The organism is Azospirillum largimobile, from assembly GCF_977007025.2.
This window is the reverse complement of record NZ_CDRMUA020000002.1, coordinates 398093-414544: the sequence shown is the minus strand read 5'-3', so window position 1 is coordinate 414544 and position 16452 is coordinate 398093. Positions and strand designations below refer to the sequence as shown.

17 protein-coding genes and 1 tRNA gene are annotated in these 16452 nt (G+C 66.4%); 10 read left to right on the top strand and 8 right to left on the bottom strand.

Features of this window, described 5'->3' with window-relative positions; translation table 11 throughout:
• The first annotated feature begins 161 nt into the window (after window positions 1-161).
• The 4 genes from erpA (at window position 162) to ACWPKK_RS15225 (ending at window position 2214) form a co-directional block, all read left to right on the top strand.
• Complete coding sequence (erpA, locus tag ACWPKK_RS15240; protein WP_452005595.1) at window positions 162-518, top strand: iron-sulfur cluster insertion protein ErpA; 357 nt, start codon at window positions 162-164, stop codon at window positions 516-518.
• Between the two features lie 58 nt (window positions 519-576).
• The gene (gene xth, locus ACWPKK_RS15235) at window positions 577-1350 is read left to right on the top strand and encodes an exodeoxyribonuclease III (protein WP_452005592.1); all 774 of its coding nucleotides are present in this window, start codon (window positions 577-579) and stop codon (window positions 1348-1350) included.
• A gap of 116 nt (window positions 1351-1466) precedes the next feature.
• Complete coding sequence (locus ACWPKK_RS15230; protein WP_452005589.1) at window positions 1467-2039, top strand: hypothetical protein; 573 nt, start codon at window positions 1467-1469, stop codon at window positions 2037-2039.
• A gap of 85 nt (window positions 2040-2124) precedes the next feature.
• A tRNA-Ser gene (locus tag ACWPKK_RS15225) sits at window positions 2125-2214 on the top strand.
• An 87-nt stretch (window positions 2215-2301) separates the two neighbouring features.
• Here the strand turns inward: ACWPKK_RS15225 and ACWPKK_RS15220 are convergent.
• Both ACWPKK_RS15220 and ACWPKK_RS15215 read right to left on the bottom strand, forming a co-directional pair.
• Window positions 2302-2922, bottom strand: a complete 621-nt coding sequence (locus ACWPKK_RS15220; protein ID WP_452005586.1) for a YajG family lipoprotein — start codon at window positions 2920-2922, stop codon at window positions 2302-2304.
• Window positions 2923-2944: 22 nt separating this feature from the next.
• The gene (locus tag ACWPKK_RS15215) at window positions 2945-3463 is read right to left on the bottom strand and encodes a hypothetical protein (RefSeq protein ID WP_452005584.1); all 519 of its coding nucleotides are present in this window, start codon (window positions 3461-3463) and stop codon (window positions 2945-2947) included.
• 240 nt (window positions 3464-3703) lie between these two features.
• Here ACWPKK_RS15215 and ACWPKK_RS15210 point away from each other — a divergent pair, with 240 nt between their 5' ends.
• The 3 genes from ACWPKK_RS15210 (at window position 3704) to pepN (ending at window position 7602) form a co-directional block, all read left to right on the top strand.
• Window positions 3704-4144 carry a hypothetical protein gene (locus ACWPKK_RS15210; protein ID WP_452005581.1) on the top strand — a complete coding sequence of 147 codons (441 nt, stop codon included), beginning with the start codon at window positions 3704-3706 and terminating at the stop codon, window positions 4142-4144.
• Between the two features lie 26 nt (window positions 4145-4170).
• Window positions 4171-4788 (top strand): hypothetical protein, encoded by a 618-nt coding sequence (locus ACWPKK_RS15205; protein ID WP_452005578.1) that lies wholly within the window; start codon window positions 4171-4173, stop codon window positions 4786-4788.
• A gap of 156 nt (window positions 4789-4944) precedes the next feature.
• Window positions 4945-7602 carry an aminopeptidase N gene (gene pepN / locus ACWPKK_RS15200; RefSeq protein ID WP_452005575.1) on the top strand — a complete coding sequence of 886 codons (2658 nt, stop codon included), beginning with the start codon at window positions 4945-4947 and terminating at the stop codon, window positions 7600-7602.
• 104 nt (window positions 7603-7706) lie between these two features.
• Here pepN and ACWPKK_RS15195 read toward each other — a convergent pair whose 3' ends face one another.
• From ACWPKK_RS15195 to ACWPKK_RS15185, 3 genes are all read right to left on the bottom strand, one after another.
• Window positions 7707-8087 (bottom strand): c-type cytochrome, encoded by a 381-nt coding sequence (locus ACWPKK_RS15195; protein ID WP_310118044.1) that lies wholly within the window; start codon window positions 8085-8087, stop codon window positions 7707-7709.
• A gap of 129 nt (window positions 8088-8216) precedes the next feature.
• Entirely contained in the window at window positions 8217-9041 is an 825-nt protein-coding gene (locus tag ACWPKK_RS15190) for an SRPBCC family protein (RefSeq protein WP_452005571.1), read from the bottom strand.
• A 187-nt stretch (window positions 9042-9228) separates the two neighbouring features.
• Window positions 9229-9687 (bottom strand): hypothetical protein, encoded by a 459-nt coding sequence (locus ACWPKK_RS15185; RefSeq protein WP_324866903.1) that lies wholly within the window; start codon window positions 9685-9687, stop codon window positions 9229-9231.
• 198 nt (window positions 9688-9885) lie between these two features.
• Here ACWPKK_RS15185 and folK point away from each other — a divergent pair, with 198 nt between their 5' ends.
• The 3 genes from folK to ACWPKK_RS15170 all read left to right on the top strand — a co-directional run bounded on the left by folK (window position 9886) and on the right by ACWPKK_RS15170 (window position 11385).
• Window positions 9886-10407, top strand: coding sequence for a 2-amino-4-hydroxy-6-hydroxymethyldihydropteridine diphosphokinase (gene folK / locus ACWPKK_RS15180; RefSeq protein ID WP_452005568.1), 522 nt, complete (start codon window positions 9886-9888; stop codon window positions 10405-10407).
• A gap of 102 nt (window positions 10408-10509) precedes the next feature.
• Window positions 10510-10917 carry a hypothetical protein gene (locus tag ACWPKK_RS15175; protein ID WP_452005565.1) on the top strand — a complete coding sequence of 136 codons (408 nt, stop codon included), beginning with the start codon at window positions 10510-10512 and terminating at the stop codon, window positions 10915-10917.
• Window positions 10918-11226: 309 nt separating this feature from the next.
• Window positions 11227-11385: a hypothetical protein gene (locus ACWPKK_RS15170; RefSeq protein ID WP_167562495.1), complete on the top strand. Its 159-nt coding sequence runs from the start codon at window positions 11227-11229 to the stop codon at window positions 11383-11385.
• A gap of 309 nt (window positions 11386-11694) precedes the next feature.
• On the opposite strand, the gene ACWPKK_RS15165 is transcribed toward ACWPKK_RS15170, so the two are convergent.
• From ACWPKK_RS15165 to ACWPKK_RS15155, 3 genes are read right to left on the bottom strand one after another with little or no spacing between them, the layout of a single operon-like run.
• Window positions 11695-12075, bottom strand: a complete 381-nt coding sequence (locus ACWPKK_RS15165; protein WP_452005562.1) for a response regulator — start codon at window positions 12073-12075, stop codon at window positions 11695-11697.
• 13 nt (window positions 12076-12088) lie between these two features.
• On the bottom strand, window positions 12089-15226 hold the full coding sequence (locus ACWPKK_RS15160) for an efflux RND transporter permease subunit (protein WP_452005559.1): 3138 nt from the start codon (window positions 15224-15226) through the stop codon (window positions 12089-12091).
• A 4-nt stretch (window positions 15227-15230) separates the two neighbouring features.
• A complete protein-coding gene (locus ACWPKK_RS15155; protein ID WP_452005556.1) occupies window positions 15231-16400 on the bottom strand; it encodes an efflux RND transporter periplasmic adaptor subunit in 1170 nt (389 codons plus the stop codon).
• Between the last annotated feature and the right edge of the window lie 52 nt (window positions 16401-16452).

Sequence of the window (16452 nt, the reverse complement as noted above, 5' to 3'; positions counted from 1 at the left end):
TGCAACGGCGAAGGCGTGCTATGCCCCAGCCCCAAGGCCAGCGTGCAAAAGAGCGTGCCAGAAGCGCAACGGTTTGGCGCATCGGTGCCCATACTTTGACGAAGGCGCCGTTCCCCCTTACATTTGTGGCAACTCCCGCATCGCACCAAAGGGGCCATCCCATGCCCGATACCGCACTCCCCGCCGAAGCCCGCGTCCTCGCCGTCAGCGAGAGTGCGGCCAAGCGCGTCGCCTTCCTGATCGAGCAGGAGGGCAATCCCAAGCTGATGCTGCGCCTGACCGTGTCCGGCGGCGGCTGCTCCGGCTTCCAATACGGCTTCACCTTCGACGAGACCGCGACCGACGAGGACCATGTCTTCGAGAAGGACGGCACCAGGGTGGTCACCGACGACGCCTCGCTCGACCTGCTGGCCGGCGCCACGCTGGATTATGTCGAGGACCTGATGGGCGCCGCCTTCCAGATCAAGAACCCGAATGCCAGCGCGTCCTGCGGCTGCGGCAACTCATTCGCGGTCTGATGCCCCGGCCTGAGGCCGCCATCCGAGACCACCGCACAAGAATAGGCAGGCCTGTTTCGTGAAGATCGCCACCTGGAACGTCAACTCGGCGAAGGCCCGCCTTCCGCTGATCACCGACTGGCTGCGCACGGCGTCCCCGGACGTCGTGCTCTTCCAGGAAATCAAATGCGAGACCGCCGCCTTCCCTGCCGCGGCGTTCGAGGAGCTCGGCTATCACGTCAATGCCGTCGGGCAGAAGGCCTACAACGGCGTGGCAATGCTGTCGAAGGCCCCGGCGGAGGATGTGCTGACCCGCCTGCCCGGCGAGCCGGAGGACGAGCAGGCGCGCTATGTCGAGGCCACCGTGTCCGGCGTGCGCATCGCCTCGCTCTATCTGCCCAACGGCAACCCGGTGCCGGGCGAGAAGTTCGCCTACAAGCTGCGCTGGATGGACCGGCTGTACGACCATGCCCGGACCCTGCTGGCCCAGGAAATCCCGGTGGTGCTGGGCGGCGACTACAACATCATCCCCGAGGCGCGCGACGTGTTCTCGCCGCAGGCCTTCGCCGGCGATGCGCTGTTCCGCCCGGAATCGAAGGCCAAGTTCCGCGCCCTGCTGAATCTCGGCCTGACCGAGGCGTACCGCGCCCTGCATGACGACGACCACGCCTACACCTTCTGGGATTATCAGGCCGGCAGTTGGCCGCGCGACAACGGACTGCGCATCGACCATTTCCTGCTGTCGCCCCAGGCCGCCGACCGTCTGGCCGGCTGCACCATCGACCGCCGACCGCGCGGCTTGGAAAAGGCGTCCGACCACACCCCGGTCATCCTGGAATTGCGCGACGTGTGACCGTGCCCGTGGAATCTGCGTAACAACAGCATTTTGTTAAAACTCTCGCTTCTAAGATGACTGGGAGGCCGGCATGACAACCGGCCGCCACGGTCACGGTGGGAGCGAAGGGCGGCATGGCGTGGAGGCGCGACAACGGCCGGGACGAGGTAAAGCGGCTGCTGGCGGCGCTTGAACGTCAGGCGACCGAGGCGTCGCGGCTTGCCGACCGAGCCCAGCGCGACATGGGCGACGACCGTTTCGCCTCCTTCCTCGACTTCCGCCGCAAGGTGGAGGAAATCCGCGCCCTGTTCGCCTTGACCGAGGAACGCCTGCAGGGCATCGACGAGTCGCGCCTGACCGATCTGCGCGCAGAGTTCGAACGGATGGACCTGCTGTTGACCCGCATGCTGGTGCGGGCGATGCGCAACTATTTCTCCGGCATGCGCCAGGATCAGGTCCTGCCCATCGGTGCCCGCGAGTTGTTCGAACCAGAACTGCGCAGCATCGACCAGACCCGCACCCGCCTGCTGAGCCCGCGCTACGCCGACCGCGTGGCGCCGGAGGTTCTGGAGGATCTGGACGCCACCGCCGACCTGATCCGCAAGACCATCGCCCGCGCCCCCAGCCTGCCCGACTTCTCCGACAGCCCCAGCCCACCCAAACCGACCCGCCGCCTGCGCACCCTGGGCCGCCCGATCCGCAACTGATGGGCCGCAATTGACGGGCAAATCACAGAACCTTGCGCGCGACACTTGACCCACCGCCACGCATTCGCTACTCCCGTGGGCCGAAGGATGGGTGGCCGAGTGGTTTAAGGCAGCGGTCTTGAAAACCGCCGTAGGTGTGAGCCTACCGTGGGTTCGAATCCCACCCCATCCGCCATTCAATTCAAGAATTCATCAGCATACTGAAACGGACGAACCCGCCGCATGGGCAACGGGTTCGCACTCGCTTCGTATCAAACGCCCGTCAGGACGTCGGCAAAGTCGCAATTTTCGGCTTAGTACCGGCCTGCACCAGGGCTTGGTGCAAATTCGCATCCTGAACGACCAACTGCACGGCGTCCCGCAATGCGGCCGACAAGGCCGGCGCAGCCTGCTCACCCATCATGAGCATGACATCTTTGTTCACACCGATCGCCCGATAGCTCCGGCTGTAGACAAGGGTGCCGTCCTGACGCTTCGCCGTCAGGTCAAACGCAACTTCCGCGACCGCTTCCGCCGTCCAGAAACCGGGTTTGAAGTCGTTATAGAAGTTGGTGGTCTGCACGGTGATGACGATTCCGCCGGGGCCGACGTTGAAGCCGAGAGACGCCAACTCCGTCTGCACCGCCTGACTGACTTCGGCGACCACATCGTTGGCAGCGGTGATTTTGGCCATCTCCATGCCGTAGCCGTTCTTCTTGGTGGACACACGGTCACGGTTCGACACGCGGCCATCGGCTGCAGTAACGTTAATGGTAACGTCCTTGGCTCCCTGCACCACCGAAATGTTGACCGGGGCAGAATATTTGACTGGAATGGCATCCTCGGTCAATGCACAACCGGAAACCATTGCAGCGAGAAGAGCGCAGGTAAGAATTTTAATCATTTTGGTTTGGTCCTACAGTATTTCAATCAACGACTTTGATGCCTTGAGGCCGTGCAATTTGATTCGGCAGATGATCGGCAGGCAGAACGCGCTGGTAAGTTCCATTTGCTTGCACCATCACGCGGTCGGACGGACTGAACACGCGGTCACCCGCCGCCTGCTCCTGCACGATGGTGATGGTTTTTCCGTTCGCGAGAGTAATGGTGTACTCAATCCCGACGCGGTCGCTGGCGGCCTGCTCCGCCATGGCTCCAATTGCGGCACCCACGAGAACGCCGCCCAAGATCGCCGCGACGTTGCCAGACCCCTGTCCGACATTCGACATCGCCAAACCGCCGGCCGTCCCGCCTACGACGCCGCCAACGCCCGTGTTCTGTCCCCGAATGTCCACCTGACGGGAGGCCACGACCGTGCCGAATTCGACAGCCGATGCGCGGCCGACATCTTGGAAGCTATAGCGGCTTTGTCCCTGCGTGGCGCAACCAGTTAAGCTCGCCGCAAGGCATATGCTCGTGGCTGCTGAAATCAATAGCTTTCGCATTCCGACTCAACGCCTCATTTCTGCGATAACAAAAGCTTAGGCTCAACCTAAGAATGGCAGAGCGTGCTTCCGATGTCGATAGTAGCGCTATCTCTCGGGGTAACTCGCCAAAGGCGCCATCTGCTCATCGTTGCTCGGAGACGCAAAACGAACCGCATACCATCATATGACCCCCAACCCTTTTGCGCCTCCCCGCTTGCTCTGGTAGCGTCCCATCCGAGACAGGGGGAGGAGCGTATCGTGGGACTGATCAGCTTTCTGAAGAAGACCGCCGCCGGCCATACCGACCGGCAGAAGCAGGCCCGCTACGACCGGGCCAACGCGCGCGCCAACGACTACATGGAAGTGGCGCAGTGGTATGCCGAGGAAGGCGACGGCAACCCGCGCATTCTCCAGAACTATCAGGAACTTGCCGCACTTCCCTTCCGTCAGGCGCATGCGGCGACGCTGGTCGGATACCGCAACGACATCACCCGCAAGCTGGGGCACGCCGCCCATATCGGCACCAAGCAGAATCCCTGGATCGCGGCCTTCCTGCGGCCGGATGACGGGACCGTCTATTGCGCCTATGTGCTGCTGCGCGATGACAACCAGCAGTTCGCGGTGATGAAGCCCTACTGGTTCCTCGCCGGGAACGAGACGGTGGCCGGGTTCAAGCGGCCCGTCTTCGGCATCGTCTGATCCGCCGCGCAAGGAGCACACCCCCCATGCCGAACATCGCCGATCTGGTCGCGAACCCCGAAAGCTTCCTCAAGAACAACCTGATCTGGATCCAGTATCAGTCCTACCAGCCCAATTACCGCGTCGGCGGCGTCAAGAGCTTCACGCTCGACAACGACGGCATGACCTGCACGCGCAAGGGCACCGGCATCATCTCCCAATTCTCCACCAAGAACGCCGATGTCTGGTCGGTGCGGTACGACCAGGGCAACCAGCCGGGCAGTTGGAAAGCCTACTGGCTGCCCTACGACCAGGATTTCAAGCATCTTGTCGTGCTGGAGGACGAGGCCGACGTGATGTTCACGCCGACGATGGACGGCTGCTCCTTCGGCTTCAGCGACCATGGCGGCGGCACCTTCTCCGCCTCGCACGGCAATCTGCAGACCGCCCAGGGACGCATTGACGAGGCCGGGCTGCGCCAGGGCATGCGCATGCACGCCACCACCCTGCACAAGTCGCAATACATGAACGTGCCGGGCACCGATGCGGTGAAGGTCACGCTGGTGGGCGTGCGCAACGGCAAGAAATGGCGCTTCTTCTATCAGCAATACATCGACCAGATGGGCGCCTTCTCCCTGCTGAAGGTGGCGCAGGTGAAGCGGTAGGGCCTTCCCCGCCGGGCATCCCCCCGGTTCCACCCCCATTCCCACTCAAGACAGCCCGCCGCCGCCTTGCTACAGTCCCTGTTCCTCGGACCTGTCCCGAACGGCTTGTTCCGCAAGACAGACACAGACCAGAGACCCAAACCAGAGACAAGGCACATGGACAAAGGCACGCCGAAGGCCATCCGGCTTCAGGACTATCGCCCGCCGGCGCATCTGATCGACACGGTCGACCTGTTCGTCGACCTGGGCGAGGATGTCACCACCGTCCGCACGGTGCTGGCGATCCGCCGCAACCCCGACCGTCCGGAGGCGGCGAACGAGCCGCTGTCGCTCGACGGGCAGAGGCTGGAGCTGGTGTCGGTGGCGCTGGACGGACGGACGCTGGGGCCGGACGAGTTCACCGTCACGCCCGATCACCTGATCGTGCTGGAGGTGCCGGACAGCTACACGCTGGAAACCATCGTCCGCATCAAGCCTCAGGAGAACACCGCGCTGGAAGGGCTCTACAAGTCCTCCGGCAACTTCTGCACCCAATGCGAGGCCGAAGGCTTCCGCAAGATCACCTATTTCATCGACCGGCCGGACGTGATGGCGCGCTACAGCACCACCATCACCGCGGACAAGGTGCGCTATCCGGTGCTGCTGTCCAACGGCAACCTCGCCGCGTCGGGAGATCTGGAGGGTGGGCGCCACTGGGCGCGCTGGGAGGACCCCTTCCCCAAGCCCTGCTATCTGTTCGCTCTGGTCGCGGGCAGCCTCGTCCATGGCGAGGACCGCTTCCGCACCGCGTCGGGCCGCGACGTGACGCTCCGCATCTATGTGGAGCCGGGGAACGAGGACAAGATCGACCACGCCATGCGCTCGCTGGTCAAGTCGATGCGCTGGGATGAAGAGGTCTATGGCCTGGAATACGACCTGGACATCTTCAACATCGTCGCGGTCGGCGACTTCAACATGGGGGCGATGGAAAACAAGTCGCTCAACGTCTTCAACACCAAATACATCCTGGCGAAGCCGGAAACCGCGACCGACACCGATTTCCTCAACATCGAGGCGGTGGTCGCGCACGAGTATTTCCACAACTGGACCGGCAACCGCGTCACCTGCCGCGACTGGTTCCAGCTGTCGCTGAAGGAAGGGCTGACGGTCTTCCGCGACCAGGAATTCTCGTCCGACATGCATTCCCGCGCGGTGAAGCGGATCGCCGACGTCCAGGGGCTGCGCACCGTGCAGTTCCAGGAGGATGCCGGCGCCATGGCTCATCCGGTGCGCCCGGACAGCTATGTCGAGATCAACAACTTCTACACCCCCACCGTCTACAACAAGGGTGCGGAAGTCATCCGCATGATCCACACCCTGCTGGGGCCGGAGAAGTACCGCAAGGGCACCGATCTCTATTTCCAGCGCCATGACGGGCAAGCGGTCACCTGCGACGATTTCGTCGCGGCCATGGCGGATGCCAGCGGCGTCGACCTGACCCAGTTCCAGCTGTGGTACCGGCAGGCCGGCACGCCGGAGCTCGACATAACCGGCAGCCATGACCCGGCGGCGAAGACCTTCACCCTGACGGTCAAGCAGACCGTCCCGCCGACACCGGGCCAGCCGACCAAGCAGCCGATGCACATCCCGCTGGTGGTCGGCCTGCTCGGCCCCGATGGGCAGGACCTGCCGCTGCGTCTTGATGGTGAGGAGAGCGCAGACGGCACCAGCCGCATCCTGCACGTCACGTCGGAAAGCCAGAGCTTCACCTTCCGCGACATCCCGGCCCGGCCGGTCCCTTCGCTGCTGCGCGGCTTCTCCGCCCCGGTGAAGCTGAAAACCGACCTGACCGATGCCGACCTCACCTTCCTGATGGCGCATGACAGCGACGCCTTCAACCGGTGGGAAGCCGGGCAGATCCTGGGCACCCGCATCCTGCTGAACCTCGTCGCCGACCGGCAGGCCGGCCGCGAGTTGGTGCTGCCGGAGGGCTATGCCGACGCCTTCACCCGGATCCTGGCCGATGCCGGCCGCGACCCGGCCTTCGCCGCGCAGGCCCTGGTTCTGCCGACGGAGGCCTATCTCGGCACCCAGATTGCGGTGGTCGATCCCGACGCCATCCATACGGTGCGGGAGTTCGCGCGCAAGACGCTGGCCGGCCGCCTGCGGGCGCAGTTCCTCGACCTCTACCGCCGCAACAGCAGCCAGGAGCCCTTCTCCGTCGATGCCGACGCCATCGGCAAGCGGGCGCTGAAGAACCTCTGCCTCGCCTACCTGATGGCGCTGGAGGATCCGGAGGCGCTGGAACTGTGCCTGGCCCAGTACCGCGGCGCCAAGGGCATGACCGACGAGATCGCGGCGCTGCAGTTCCTGTCCAACGCCACCTCGCCGGAAGGCGACAAGGCGCTGGCCGACTTCTACGAGCGCTGGAAGGGCGAGGCGCTGGTGGTCGACAAGTGGTTCGGCGTTCAGGCGATGTCGCACCGCGCCGACACTCTGGACCGGGTGACGGCCCTGCTCGGCCACCCCGCCTTCGAGATCCGGAACCCCAACAAGGTCTATGCCCTGATCGGCGGTTTCGCCAACGGCAACCCGGTCCGCTTCCACGACCGGAGTGGAGCCGGATACCGCTTCCTCGCCGATCAGGTGCTCCGCCTGGACCCGATGAATCCGCAAGTTGCGGCCCGCCTGATGGGTCCCTTCTCCCGCCTGCGGCGCTATGACGCGGCCCGTCAGGCCGTGATGAAGGCCGAACTGGAGCGGATCGTCGCCACTGCGGGGCTCTCGCCGGACGTCTACGAGGTGGCGAGCAAGAGTCTGGCCGCTGCCGGCTGAGACTCGGCACCAAAGGACCGGACGCATATACACAAAGGGCCGGAGGCTATGCCTCCGGCCCTTTTCGCCGTCCGCGGCTCCCGGCTGGGCCGGGATGCGTGGTCTTACTTCTGCTCGGCCAGGAAGGCGATCAGGTCGGCACGCTTGGCGTCGTCCTTCAGGCCGGCGAAGGCCATGGTGCCGCCCGGGACGATTTCCTTCGGGGCCTTGATGTAGGCGTCCAGGTTCTCAGCGGTCCAGGTCAGGCCGCCGGCGGCCTTTTCCTTCATCGGGCCCGAATACTTGAAGCCATCGACCGCAGCGGCCGGGCGGCCGACGACGCCGTGCAGCGACGGACCGACCTTGTTCTTGCCCTGCTCGGTGGTGTGGCAGGCCATGCAAACCTTGAAGACATCCTTGCCGGCGGCGGCATCGGCGGCCTGCGCGGCACCGGCACCCGTCACGATCGCGGCCAGGGTGGCTACGCCCATCAACAGCTTCTTCATACTTCGGCTTCCCTTCCGATGGATCGACCGGCCGACGGCGCCGACCGGAATCGCGCGGCAGCATACACAATCCAGGGGTACGTCAAACCCCTTTGATATGGCCGTACGACCAATGAACAATCTGTCACACTAGTGAATCAAAGCAAGCGACGCGAGCAGAACAACAACCAGCAGTAGCGCAGCCCACGGAACGTAGAAACCGCCGCTTCCGCCGCCGATCGCACCCCCGATCCGGCTGCCGAGCCCACTGCCCAGCCCACCGCCGAGCCCGGCCGGCAGAGGCAACGGGATCTCCGGCGGCGGTTCCGCCATGCGGGTGGCGGGCTTCGGTGCAGGGGTGGCGGCCGCGGCCGTCGTGGTGTCGGAGTAGACGGCCGGCCGGACGGCCGGTTTGGCGCCAGCCGGTTCGGCTGCGACCGTTGGCGTCACCACCGGAGCCGCTTCGGCACCGGAGGCCCCCGCATCCACCGCCACCTGATCGGGCGCCACCTGGTCGGGCGCCACTTCGGCCGGCGCCGGTCCGACGATCTGGGTGAAACGGGCGAAGAACTCCTCCGCCATCTTGCGGGCGGTGGCGTCGACCAGCCGCGATCCGATCTGCGCCAGCTTGCCGCCGACCTGCGCCTTGGCGGTGTAGGTCAGCAGGGTTGCCCCGCCGTCGTCGGACAGCGCCACGGTGGCCCCGCCCTTGCCGAATCCGGCGGCTCCGCCCGATCCCTCGCCGGTGATGGTGTAGCCGTTGGGCGGGTCGAGGTCCGACAACGTGACCTTGCCGGCGAATTTGGCGCTGACCGGGCCGACCTTGGCGACGACCTTGGCGGTCATCTCGGTGTCGGATTGCCGGACCACCTCCTCGCAGCCGGGGATGCACTGGCGCAGGATGTCCGGATCGTTCAGCGCCGCCCACACCGCCTCGCGGCTGGCCTCGATCCGGTGGCTTCCGCTCATATCCATGGTTCGTGGTTCCTCCAACCCTATGCCAACCCTGATGCGGCCCTTTGCGGCCGTCGGTCCCCCGGCCGTGGCCGGAGTTTCCGGGGCCGGGGTTCAGTTCGAGAATACGGGATCGGCCGGTGCCGTGACAGCCCCGACCGCCTCATCTCTAAGTCTTATGGGCGCGAGGCCCCGCCGCGACATGCCGTCAGCCGCGCGGCGCCATGCAGTTGCTGACGATCGGCGTGCAGGCCGACAGCGAGGCGCCCGCGGGGTAGCTGACCTGCTCCACCGTGCCGCGCGGGCCGACCACCACCGTCGCCTCGCATCCGGACGTGGTGCTGCCGCCGACCGGCACGCCGAAGCCGAGGCCGAGCCCCACCCCGCCGCTGCCGCCGAAGCTGCCGGCACCGATGCCGATGCTGCTGCCGGGGCTGTAGGCGGCCGTCGGACGCGCCACATAGGTGTAGTATTCCCGGCCCGACGCCATCGCCTGGCGGTCCGGCACGCCGGCGCAGGCCAGCAGATCGGCCTTCGGCATGCCGACCATGGCGGTCTGGGCGCGCCGCGCCACCTCGGGATCGGGACCGGTGGCGCAGCCCGCAAGGATGGCGGCCGTGCCGCCGAGAAGGATCACCGCAGCGCCCATGCTCCGTACGCGGCCCATGTCTCGTCCTCCACCAGGATATCGTGTCATTTCCGGGTTCATCTCAACCGGTTGATATAATGCTGAAACCCCGCCGCCGCCCGTCCGTTCCCCGAAGGAGCGGACACCCCCCGCATGACTGGCGACATGACGGGCGGGCGGAGATTTGCTAGGAATTCCGCCACCCGCCCATCCCAGCACATCAGGACCGCCGACGCCATGGCCGAGCTTACGCCTACCCCCTCCTCTCCCGTCACCGTCCATCTGGCGCTGGGCGGCAACATGGGCGACCGCGCCGCCAATCTGGCCGAGGCGATCCGCCGGCTGGGCGAAGCGGTGGAGATCGACGCGCAGTCGGCACTCTACGAGACGGCGCCGATGTATGTGACGGACCAGCCGGCCTTCCTCAACATGGCGGTGCGCGGCACCACGCAGTTGGACCCTCAGGCGCTGCTGCGCTTCCTCAAGGAGATCGAAGCGACGCTGGGCCGCGACCTGGGCGGGCTCCGCTTCGGTCCGCGCCCGATCGACATCGACATCCTGCTCTATGCCGACCGGGTGCTGGTGGAACCGGACCTGGAAATCCCCCACCCCCGCATGGCGGAGCGCGCCTTCGTCCTCTGCCCGCTGGCGGACATCGCCGCCGATGTCATGCATCCGGTGCTGAACCGCCGCATCGGCGCGCTGCGCGACGAGGTGCCGGGGCGGGAGACCGTTGTGCGGATCGCCGAAGCGCTCTGAGCGTCCACAGCCGACCAAGTGCGGTGGCATGCGGCGGCGGCACCGCTTATAGTGCCGGCCTGAATGCAATGCCGGTGGCGGGCCGCCGGCCGGGAGAGTGTGTTGTCGGACGATAGCGCAAAACGGGCCGTCATGGTCCAGCCGGGCGGCGCGCCGCTCACCTACACCATCCTGGTGCGCGGCTTCGCCGCGCCGGTCGCCATCGCCGGCCGCGCCGACCGGCCGCTGGTGTCCTTCGACCTGACGCTGACCGTCACCCATCCCGGCCCCGGCTTTCCCGACGACATCGCCGCCGTGATGTCTTACGAGGACATCGTCGAAGACTTGCGCCGTCTTTGTGCCGAATGCGATGTACCCGGTCCGGACTATCTGGCCGACCGCGCCGCGGAGCTTTGCCTGTCCCATGCGAAAGTCCGCCGGGTCCAGGCGGACGTTACGATTCCTGCACCCGACTCCGGCGGTCCCTCCGCCGGGGCCAGCCTGACGCGGGCCCGTCCGGGACAGGGCTGAACAGTAACGCCGATGGTCCGCCGACCGGTGGCGGCGCCAACCATTACTGAATCACGGAAAGATATAGCGCTTATTGACAAAAGGACGGGTGACAATACCACTCCGGCTGCGGTATGGTCGCCATATTGTATTTTCAACGCACAATCCGGATCAAAGGGGCTATATCCCCGGCGGCCATCCGGATGCCGAAAGCCGAGACGAGCGCGCAGCAGGGATTAGGCCAATCGCCATTGCCGGCTTCGACCGTCCGCCGATCCCCCTTCCGGGACGGTCACGGTGATCGGAAGCCGGACCAAAAGGGAGGGACGCATGGACCGGAACACGACGCCGACCCTTTCCGAATTGCTCGCTGATCCGATCGTGATCGCCGTCATGGCGCGCGACGGCATCAGCCCCGACAGCATCCAGCAGCTGTTCGAACGCCTTCGCCGGAGCCGACGAGTACAGGAGCAGCGGCTCGCCGCCTGACCCTGCCTCCTCCTGGCTCAACCGCCTGACGATCGCGCAGGCGCAGGGCAAGCAGGCGCAGGGCAAGCAGGCGGCGAGCAAGGCGGCCTTCCCGCCCGTCGACCCGCGCGTCGGATGGAACCGGTCACTGGCCGCCCGGCCAGAACATGTCGGCTGGATCCCTTTCCAAACAAACTCGGCCATCCGACAGGTCCTTCCCAAGGGGGGATCACCTGAAACGCCCCGAAACGCAAAGCACCGCCTAACCGGCATGATGTCCGGAACGGCGGTGCTTTGCGTTTCGGCGTTAGGGGATGTCGATCCGCCCCCTCACCCCTCCAGAACGGCACGCACGGTCTCCATCATCTCGGCCGGGCTGAAGGGCTTGCGCAGGGTCCGGTGCGCGCCCAGCGCCTCGGCAACCGGCAGCACGTCCAGCGAGGCGCGGGCACCGCCGCCGGAGATCGCGATGATCTTCAGCGACGGAGACACGCGCCGAAGCTCCATGATCGTCGCCAGCCCTTCCTGATTCGGCATGAAGATGTCGGTGATGACGAGGTCGACCGGGCGGTCGGGAGGATGGTCGCGGAAACGCGCCATCCCCTCCACCCCGTCACGGGCGCCGATGGCGTCGTGGTCGGCCTTCGTCAGCGTGCGCAGCAGCACCGTCCGCGCCACGTCGTCGTCATCGATGATCAGCACGCTCGCCATGACGCAAGGCTCCTCACTCGGCCGGATGGGCGGCCGGCTGGGCGGCCGGCTGGGCGGGCGGATGGGCCGCGCCATGCGCTACGCCCACCCCTTCCCCCTCATCCTGCATCGGCTTCTTGCGGGCAAGATAGCTGTAGACCGTCGGCACGACGAACAGGGTCAGCAGCGTCCCCAGGGTCATCCCGCCGACGATCACGGCACCGATCGCCTGCCGGCTTTCCGCACCGGCCCCCTCGGCGTAGGCGAGCGGCAGGGCCCCCAGCACCATGGCGCCGGTGGTCATCAGGATCGGACGCAGGCGCAGCACGGCCGCCTCCTCCACCGCCTTGCGGATGTCGGTGCCGGCGCGCTGGAGCTGGTTGGCGAACTCCACGATCAGGATGCCGTGCTTGGTGATCAGCCCGACCAGGGTGACGAGGCCGATCTGGCTGTAGACGTTCATCGTCCCGCCGCTCATCTGCAACGCCGCCAGCGCGCCGGTCATCGACAGCGGCACCGTCAGCATGATGACGAAGGGGTCGATGAAGCTCTCGAACTGCGCGGCCAGCACCAGATAGATGAAGGCCAGCGCCAGCACGAAGACGAAATAGAGCCCGGTCGCCGATTCGCGGAACTCGCGGCTCTGCCCGGCATAGTCGGTCTGGGCGGTGGGCGGCAGCACCTTGTTCGCCGCCGCCTGCATGACCCCCAGCGCCTCGCCCAGTGAGGTCCCCGGCGCCAGCGTGGCGGTGATGGTGGCGGAGCGCAGCTTGTTGAAGTGGTTCAGCTCCTTCGGCGCCACCCGCTCCTCGACCTTCACCAGATTGGCGAGCGAGATCATCTGCCCCGCCCCGCCCGTCGCGCTGGTGCCGCCGCGCACATAGATGCCGGCGATGTCGTCCGGGTTGCGGCGGTCGACATTGGCGACCTGGACGATCACGTCATACTGCTTGCCGTCCTTCTTGAACCGCGTCACCTGCCGGCCGCCCAGCAGGGTTTCCAGGGTGCGGCCGACGGTGTCGACGTCCACCCCCAGGTCGGCCGCCTTGTCGCGGTCCAGCGACACCTTCAATTCCGGCTTGTTCAGCTTCAGGTCGGTGTCGAGGTTGACCAGGCCGGGGAAGTTGCGGGCCTCCGCCATCATGGCGTTGACCATCGCCTGCAGCTCCTCGAACGGCAGGGAGGTCTGGATGACGAAGTTCACCGGCTTCTCGGTCGGGCTCTGGCCCAGCGACGGCGGGTTGGTGACGAAGCCCATGATGCCGGGGATGCCGAACATCTTCGGGAACAGCTGGGCGGTGATCGCCTGCTGCTTCACGTCGCGCAGATCCCAGTCGATCAGGCGGACGAAGGCGATGCCCTGGTTGACCACGGGGAAGCCGACGACGACGAAGAACTTCTCCAGCACCGGGATCTGGCGGAACAGCGCCTCCATCTGCTGGGCATAGCCCATGGTGTAGTCCAGCGTGGAGCCTTCCGGCGCGATGGCGATGCCGACGATGGTGCCGCGGTCCTCCACCGGCGCCAGCTCCGACTTCAGCCCGGTGAACAGGCCATAGCTCGCCGCCGCAACGCCGAAGCCGATAAGCAGCACCAGCGGTCGCGCCCGCAGCGACAGCCGCAGCAGGCTGCGATAGCCGTTGGTCATCCCCTCCAGAAAGCGTTCGATGGCGCGGTAGAGGAGGCCATGCTTGGTCTCGTGCTTCAGCAGCTTGGAGCACATCATCGGCGACAGCGTCAGCGCCACGAAGCCCGACACGATGACAGCGCCTGCCAGTGTCAGCGCGAACTCCGTGAACAGCCGCCCGGTGCGGCCGGTCATGAAGCCGATGGGGGCATAGACCGCCGCCAGCGTGATGGTCATGGCGATGACGGCGAAGCCGATCTCGCGCGATCCCTTCAGCGCCGCCTGGAAGGGGTGCATCCCCTCCTCCACATAGCGGAAGATGTTCTCCAGCATGACGATGGCGTCGTCGACCACGAGGCCGATGGCCAGCACCATCGACAGAAGCGTCAGCGTGTTGATGGAGAAGCCGAAGGCGTACATCAGGGCGAAGCCGCCGATCAGCGACACCGGGATGGTCACCAGCGGGACCAGAGTCGCCCGCAGCGAGCGCAGGAAGAAGAAGATGACCAGAACGACCAGGATGATCGCTTCGAATATGGTGTGGAACACCGCGTCGATCGACTTGGCGATGAAGACAGAGCTGTCGTAACCGACATCCACCCCCATGCCGTCGGGCACCGCCGCGCGGATCTTCGGCAGCGCGTCGTTGACCGCCTTCGACACGTCCAGCGGGTTGGCGGTGGATTGCTTCACCACGCCGATGGCGACGGCACCACGGCCGTTGAAGCGGGCGCTGACCCGCTCGTCCAGCGCGCCCAGTTCCGCCCGGCCGACATCGCGCAGGCGGACCAGATAGCCGGAATCGTCGCGCAGGATGATGTTCTCGAACTCGGCCGGGCTGCGCAGGTCGGTCTCCGACACCACGGTGAATTCGCGCGCCACGCTTTCGACGCGGCCGGCCGGGATTTCGACATTCTGCCGGCGCAGCGCGTTCTCGACATCCTGCGGCGTCACCCGGTAGGCGGCCATCCGCTGCGGGTCCAGCCACAGGCGCATGGCGAAGCGCCGTTCGCCGAAGATGCGGACCTGGGCGACGCCGGGCAGGTTCTGCAGCCGGTCCTTGACGTAGCGGTCGGCGAAATCCGTCACCTCCAGCGGCGAATGCCGGTCGGAGGAGAAAGCCAGATAGATGATCGGCTGGGCGTCGGCCTCCACCTTGGCGATCACCGGCTCGTCGATCTCCGACGGCAGCGCGGCGCGGACGCGGCCCACCCGGTCGCGCACGTCGCTGGCGGCGACGTCGACGTTGCGGTCCAGCCGGAAGCGCAGGGTGATCTGCGACTTCTCCGCCCGGCTGATGGAGGACATCACGTCGATGCCCTCGATCCCGGCGAGGCTGTCCTCCAGCGTCTGGGTTACTTGGCTTTCGATGATCTGGGCCGAGGCGCCCTTGTAGGTCGTCTCCACCGTGACGACCGGCTCGTCGATCTTCGGATACTCGCGCACCGACAGGCGCTGGTACGACACGATGCCGATCAGCATCAGGGCGAGGCTCATCACCGTCGCCAACACCGGCCGGCGGATCGAGATGTCTGAGAGGACCATCGCCTCAGCTCCCCGTCGACTTGTTGGCGGCCGGCTTGGTCGGCACCACGGCGACGGCCGCGCCGTCGCGGATCTTCAGCTGGCCGGCGGTGACCACCATGTCGCCGGGGGCGAGGCCCTTGGAGATCTCCACCTCCGCATTGCGGCGCTCGCCCAGCATGACCCTGGTCTGGGCCACCTTGCCGTCCACCACCTTGAAGACGAACTGGTCCTTGCCAAAGGCGACGATGGCCTGTTCCGGCACCAGCACGGCATCCGGCACCGTGGTCAGCGTCAGCGACACGCGAGCGAACAGGCCGGGGCGCAGCGAGCCGTCGGGGTTCGGCACGCGGGCGCGGATCGCCAGCGCGCGGCCGTTCACGTCCACCAGCGGGTCGATGGCATAGACCGTGCCGTCGAAGCCGCGCCCGCCGAAGGCATCCACCGCCACCTTCACCGTCTGGCCGACCTTCACCGCCGGCAGGAACATCTCCGGCACGCGGAAGTCGAGCTTCAGCGTATCGATGTCCTCCAGGTTCACGATGTCCTTGCCGGCCTGGACGAAGTCGCCGACCGACACCTTGCGCAGGCCCAGAACCCCGTCGAAGGGCGCAGTGATCACCTGCTTGTCGAGCTGCGCCTTGGCCAGTTGCACCGCCGCCTCGTCGGCCAGCAGCTTGGCCGAGGCCTGTTCGCGGTTGCGAAGGGGGCCGGTGTTCTGGCGGACCAGCTGGTCGGCACGCGACAGCTCGGCGCGGGAGAAGGCGATGCTCGCCTGGGCCTGGGCCAGCGTGGCGCGGGCGATGGCGTCGTCCAGCCGGACCAGCACGCTGCCCTTGGCGACGCGCTGCCCCTCCTTGAAGGCGATCTCGCTGATGCGGCCGGCGATCTCCGGCCGGATCACCACCGATTCGTTGGACAGCAGCGATCCGACCGCGGTGACGGTCCGCTCCACCGTGCCGACGCGCACGGGCACGGCCTCCACCGGCATCGGCGGGGCGCCGCCCGGCGGCTTCGCCCCCCCGGGCGCGCCGCCCGATGCGCCGCCGGCAGCCGGAGCACCGCCGGAAACGGCGCCGCTCAGCATCGCGGTCAGCCCGCCGACGGTGCCGCCCTGCTTCACGAAATACCAGTAGGCCCCACCGGCGAGAGCCGCCAGGACGAGGAGAGCAGCGATGCGAAGCGTGTGGCGCATGGGACCGGGACCCGGACGAGTTTCACCTTGCCGCAGCGCAACCGAAAAGCGC

Excerpts from the sequence above, each read along its gene's own strand:
- pepN (WP_452005575.1), top strand. The coding sequence starts at position 4,945 with ATGGACAAAGGCACGCCGAAGGCCATCCGGCTTCAGGACTATCGCCCG.
- ACWPKK_RS15165 (WP_452005562.1), bottom strand. The coding sequence starts at position 12,075 with ATGGCGAGCGTGCTGATCATCGATGACGACGACGTGGCGCGGACGGTG.
- ACWPKK_RS15205 (WP_452005578.1), top strand. The coding sequence starts at position 4,171 with ATGCCGAACATCGCCGATCTGGTCGCGAACCCCGAAAGCTTCCTCAAG.
- erpA (WP_452005595.1), top strand. The coding sequence starts at position 162 with ATGCCCGATACCGCACTCCCCGCCGAAGCCCGCGTCCTCGCCGTCAGC.
- ACWPKK_RS15160 (WP_452005559.1), bottom strand. The coding sequence starts at position 15,226 with ATGGTCCTCTCAGACATCTCGATCCGCCGGCCGGTGTTGGCGACGGTG.
- ACWPKK_RS15220 (WP_452005586.1), bottom strand. The coding sequence starts at position 2,922 with ATGATTAAAATTCTTACCTGCGCTCTTCTCGCTGCAATGGTTTCCGGT.
- ACWPKK_RS15230 (WP_452005589.1), top strand. The coding sequence starts at position 1,467 with ATGGCGTGGAGGCGCGACAACGGCCGGGACGAGGTAAAGCGGCTGCTG.
- ACWPKK_RS15195 (WP_310118044.1), bottom strand. The coding sequence starts at position 8,087 with ATGAAGAAGCTGTTGATGGGCGTAGCCACCCTGGCCGCGATCGTGACG.
- ACWPKK_RS15190 (WP_452005571.1), bottom strand. The coding sequence starts at position 9,041 with ATGGATATGAGCGGAAGCCACCGGATCGAGGCCAGCCGCGAGGCGGTG.
- ACWPKK_RS15185 (WP_324866903.1), bottom strand. The coding sequence starts at position 9,687 with ATGGGCCGCGTACGGAGCATGGGCGCTGCGGTGATCCTTCTCGGCGGC.
- ACWPKK_RS15170 (WP_167562495.1), top strand. The coding sequence starts at position 11,227 with ATGGACCGGAACACGACGCCGACCCTTTCCGAATTGCTCGCTGATCCG.
- ACWPKK_RS15215 (WP_452005584.1), bottom strand. The coding sequence starts at position 3,463 with ATGCGAAAGCTATTGATTTCAGCAGCCACGAGCATATGCCTTGCGGCG.
- ACWPKK_RS15155 (WP_452005556.1), bottom strand. The coding sequence starts at position 16,400 with ATGCGCCACACGCTTCGCATCGCTGCTCTCCTCGTCCTGGCGGCTCTC.
- folK (WP_452005568.1), top strand. The coding sequence starts at position 9,886 with ATGGCCGAGCTTACGCCTACCCCCTCCTCTCCCGTCACCGTCCATCTG.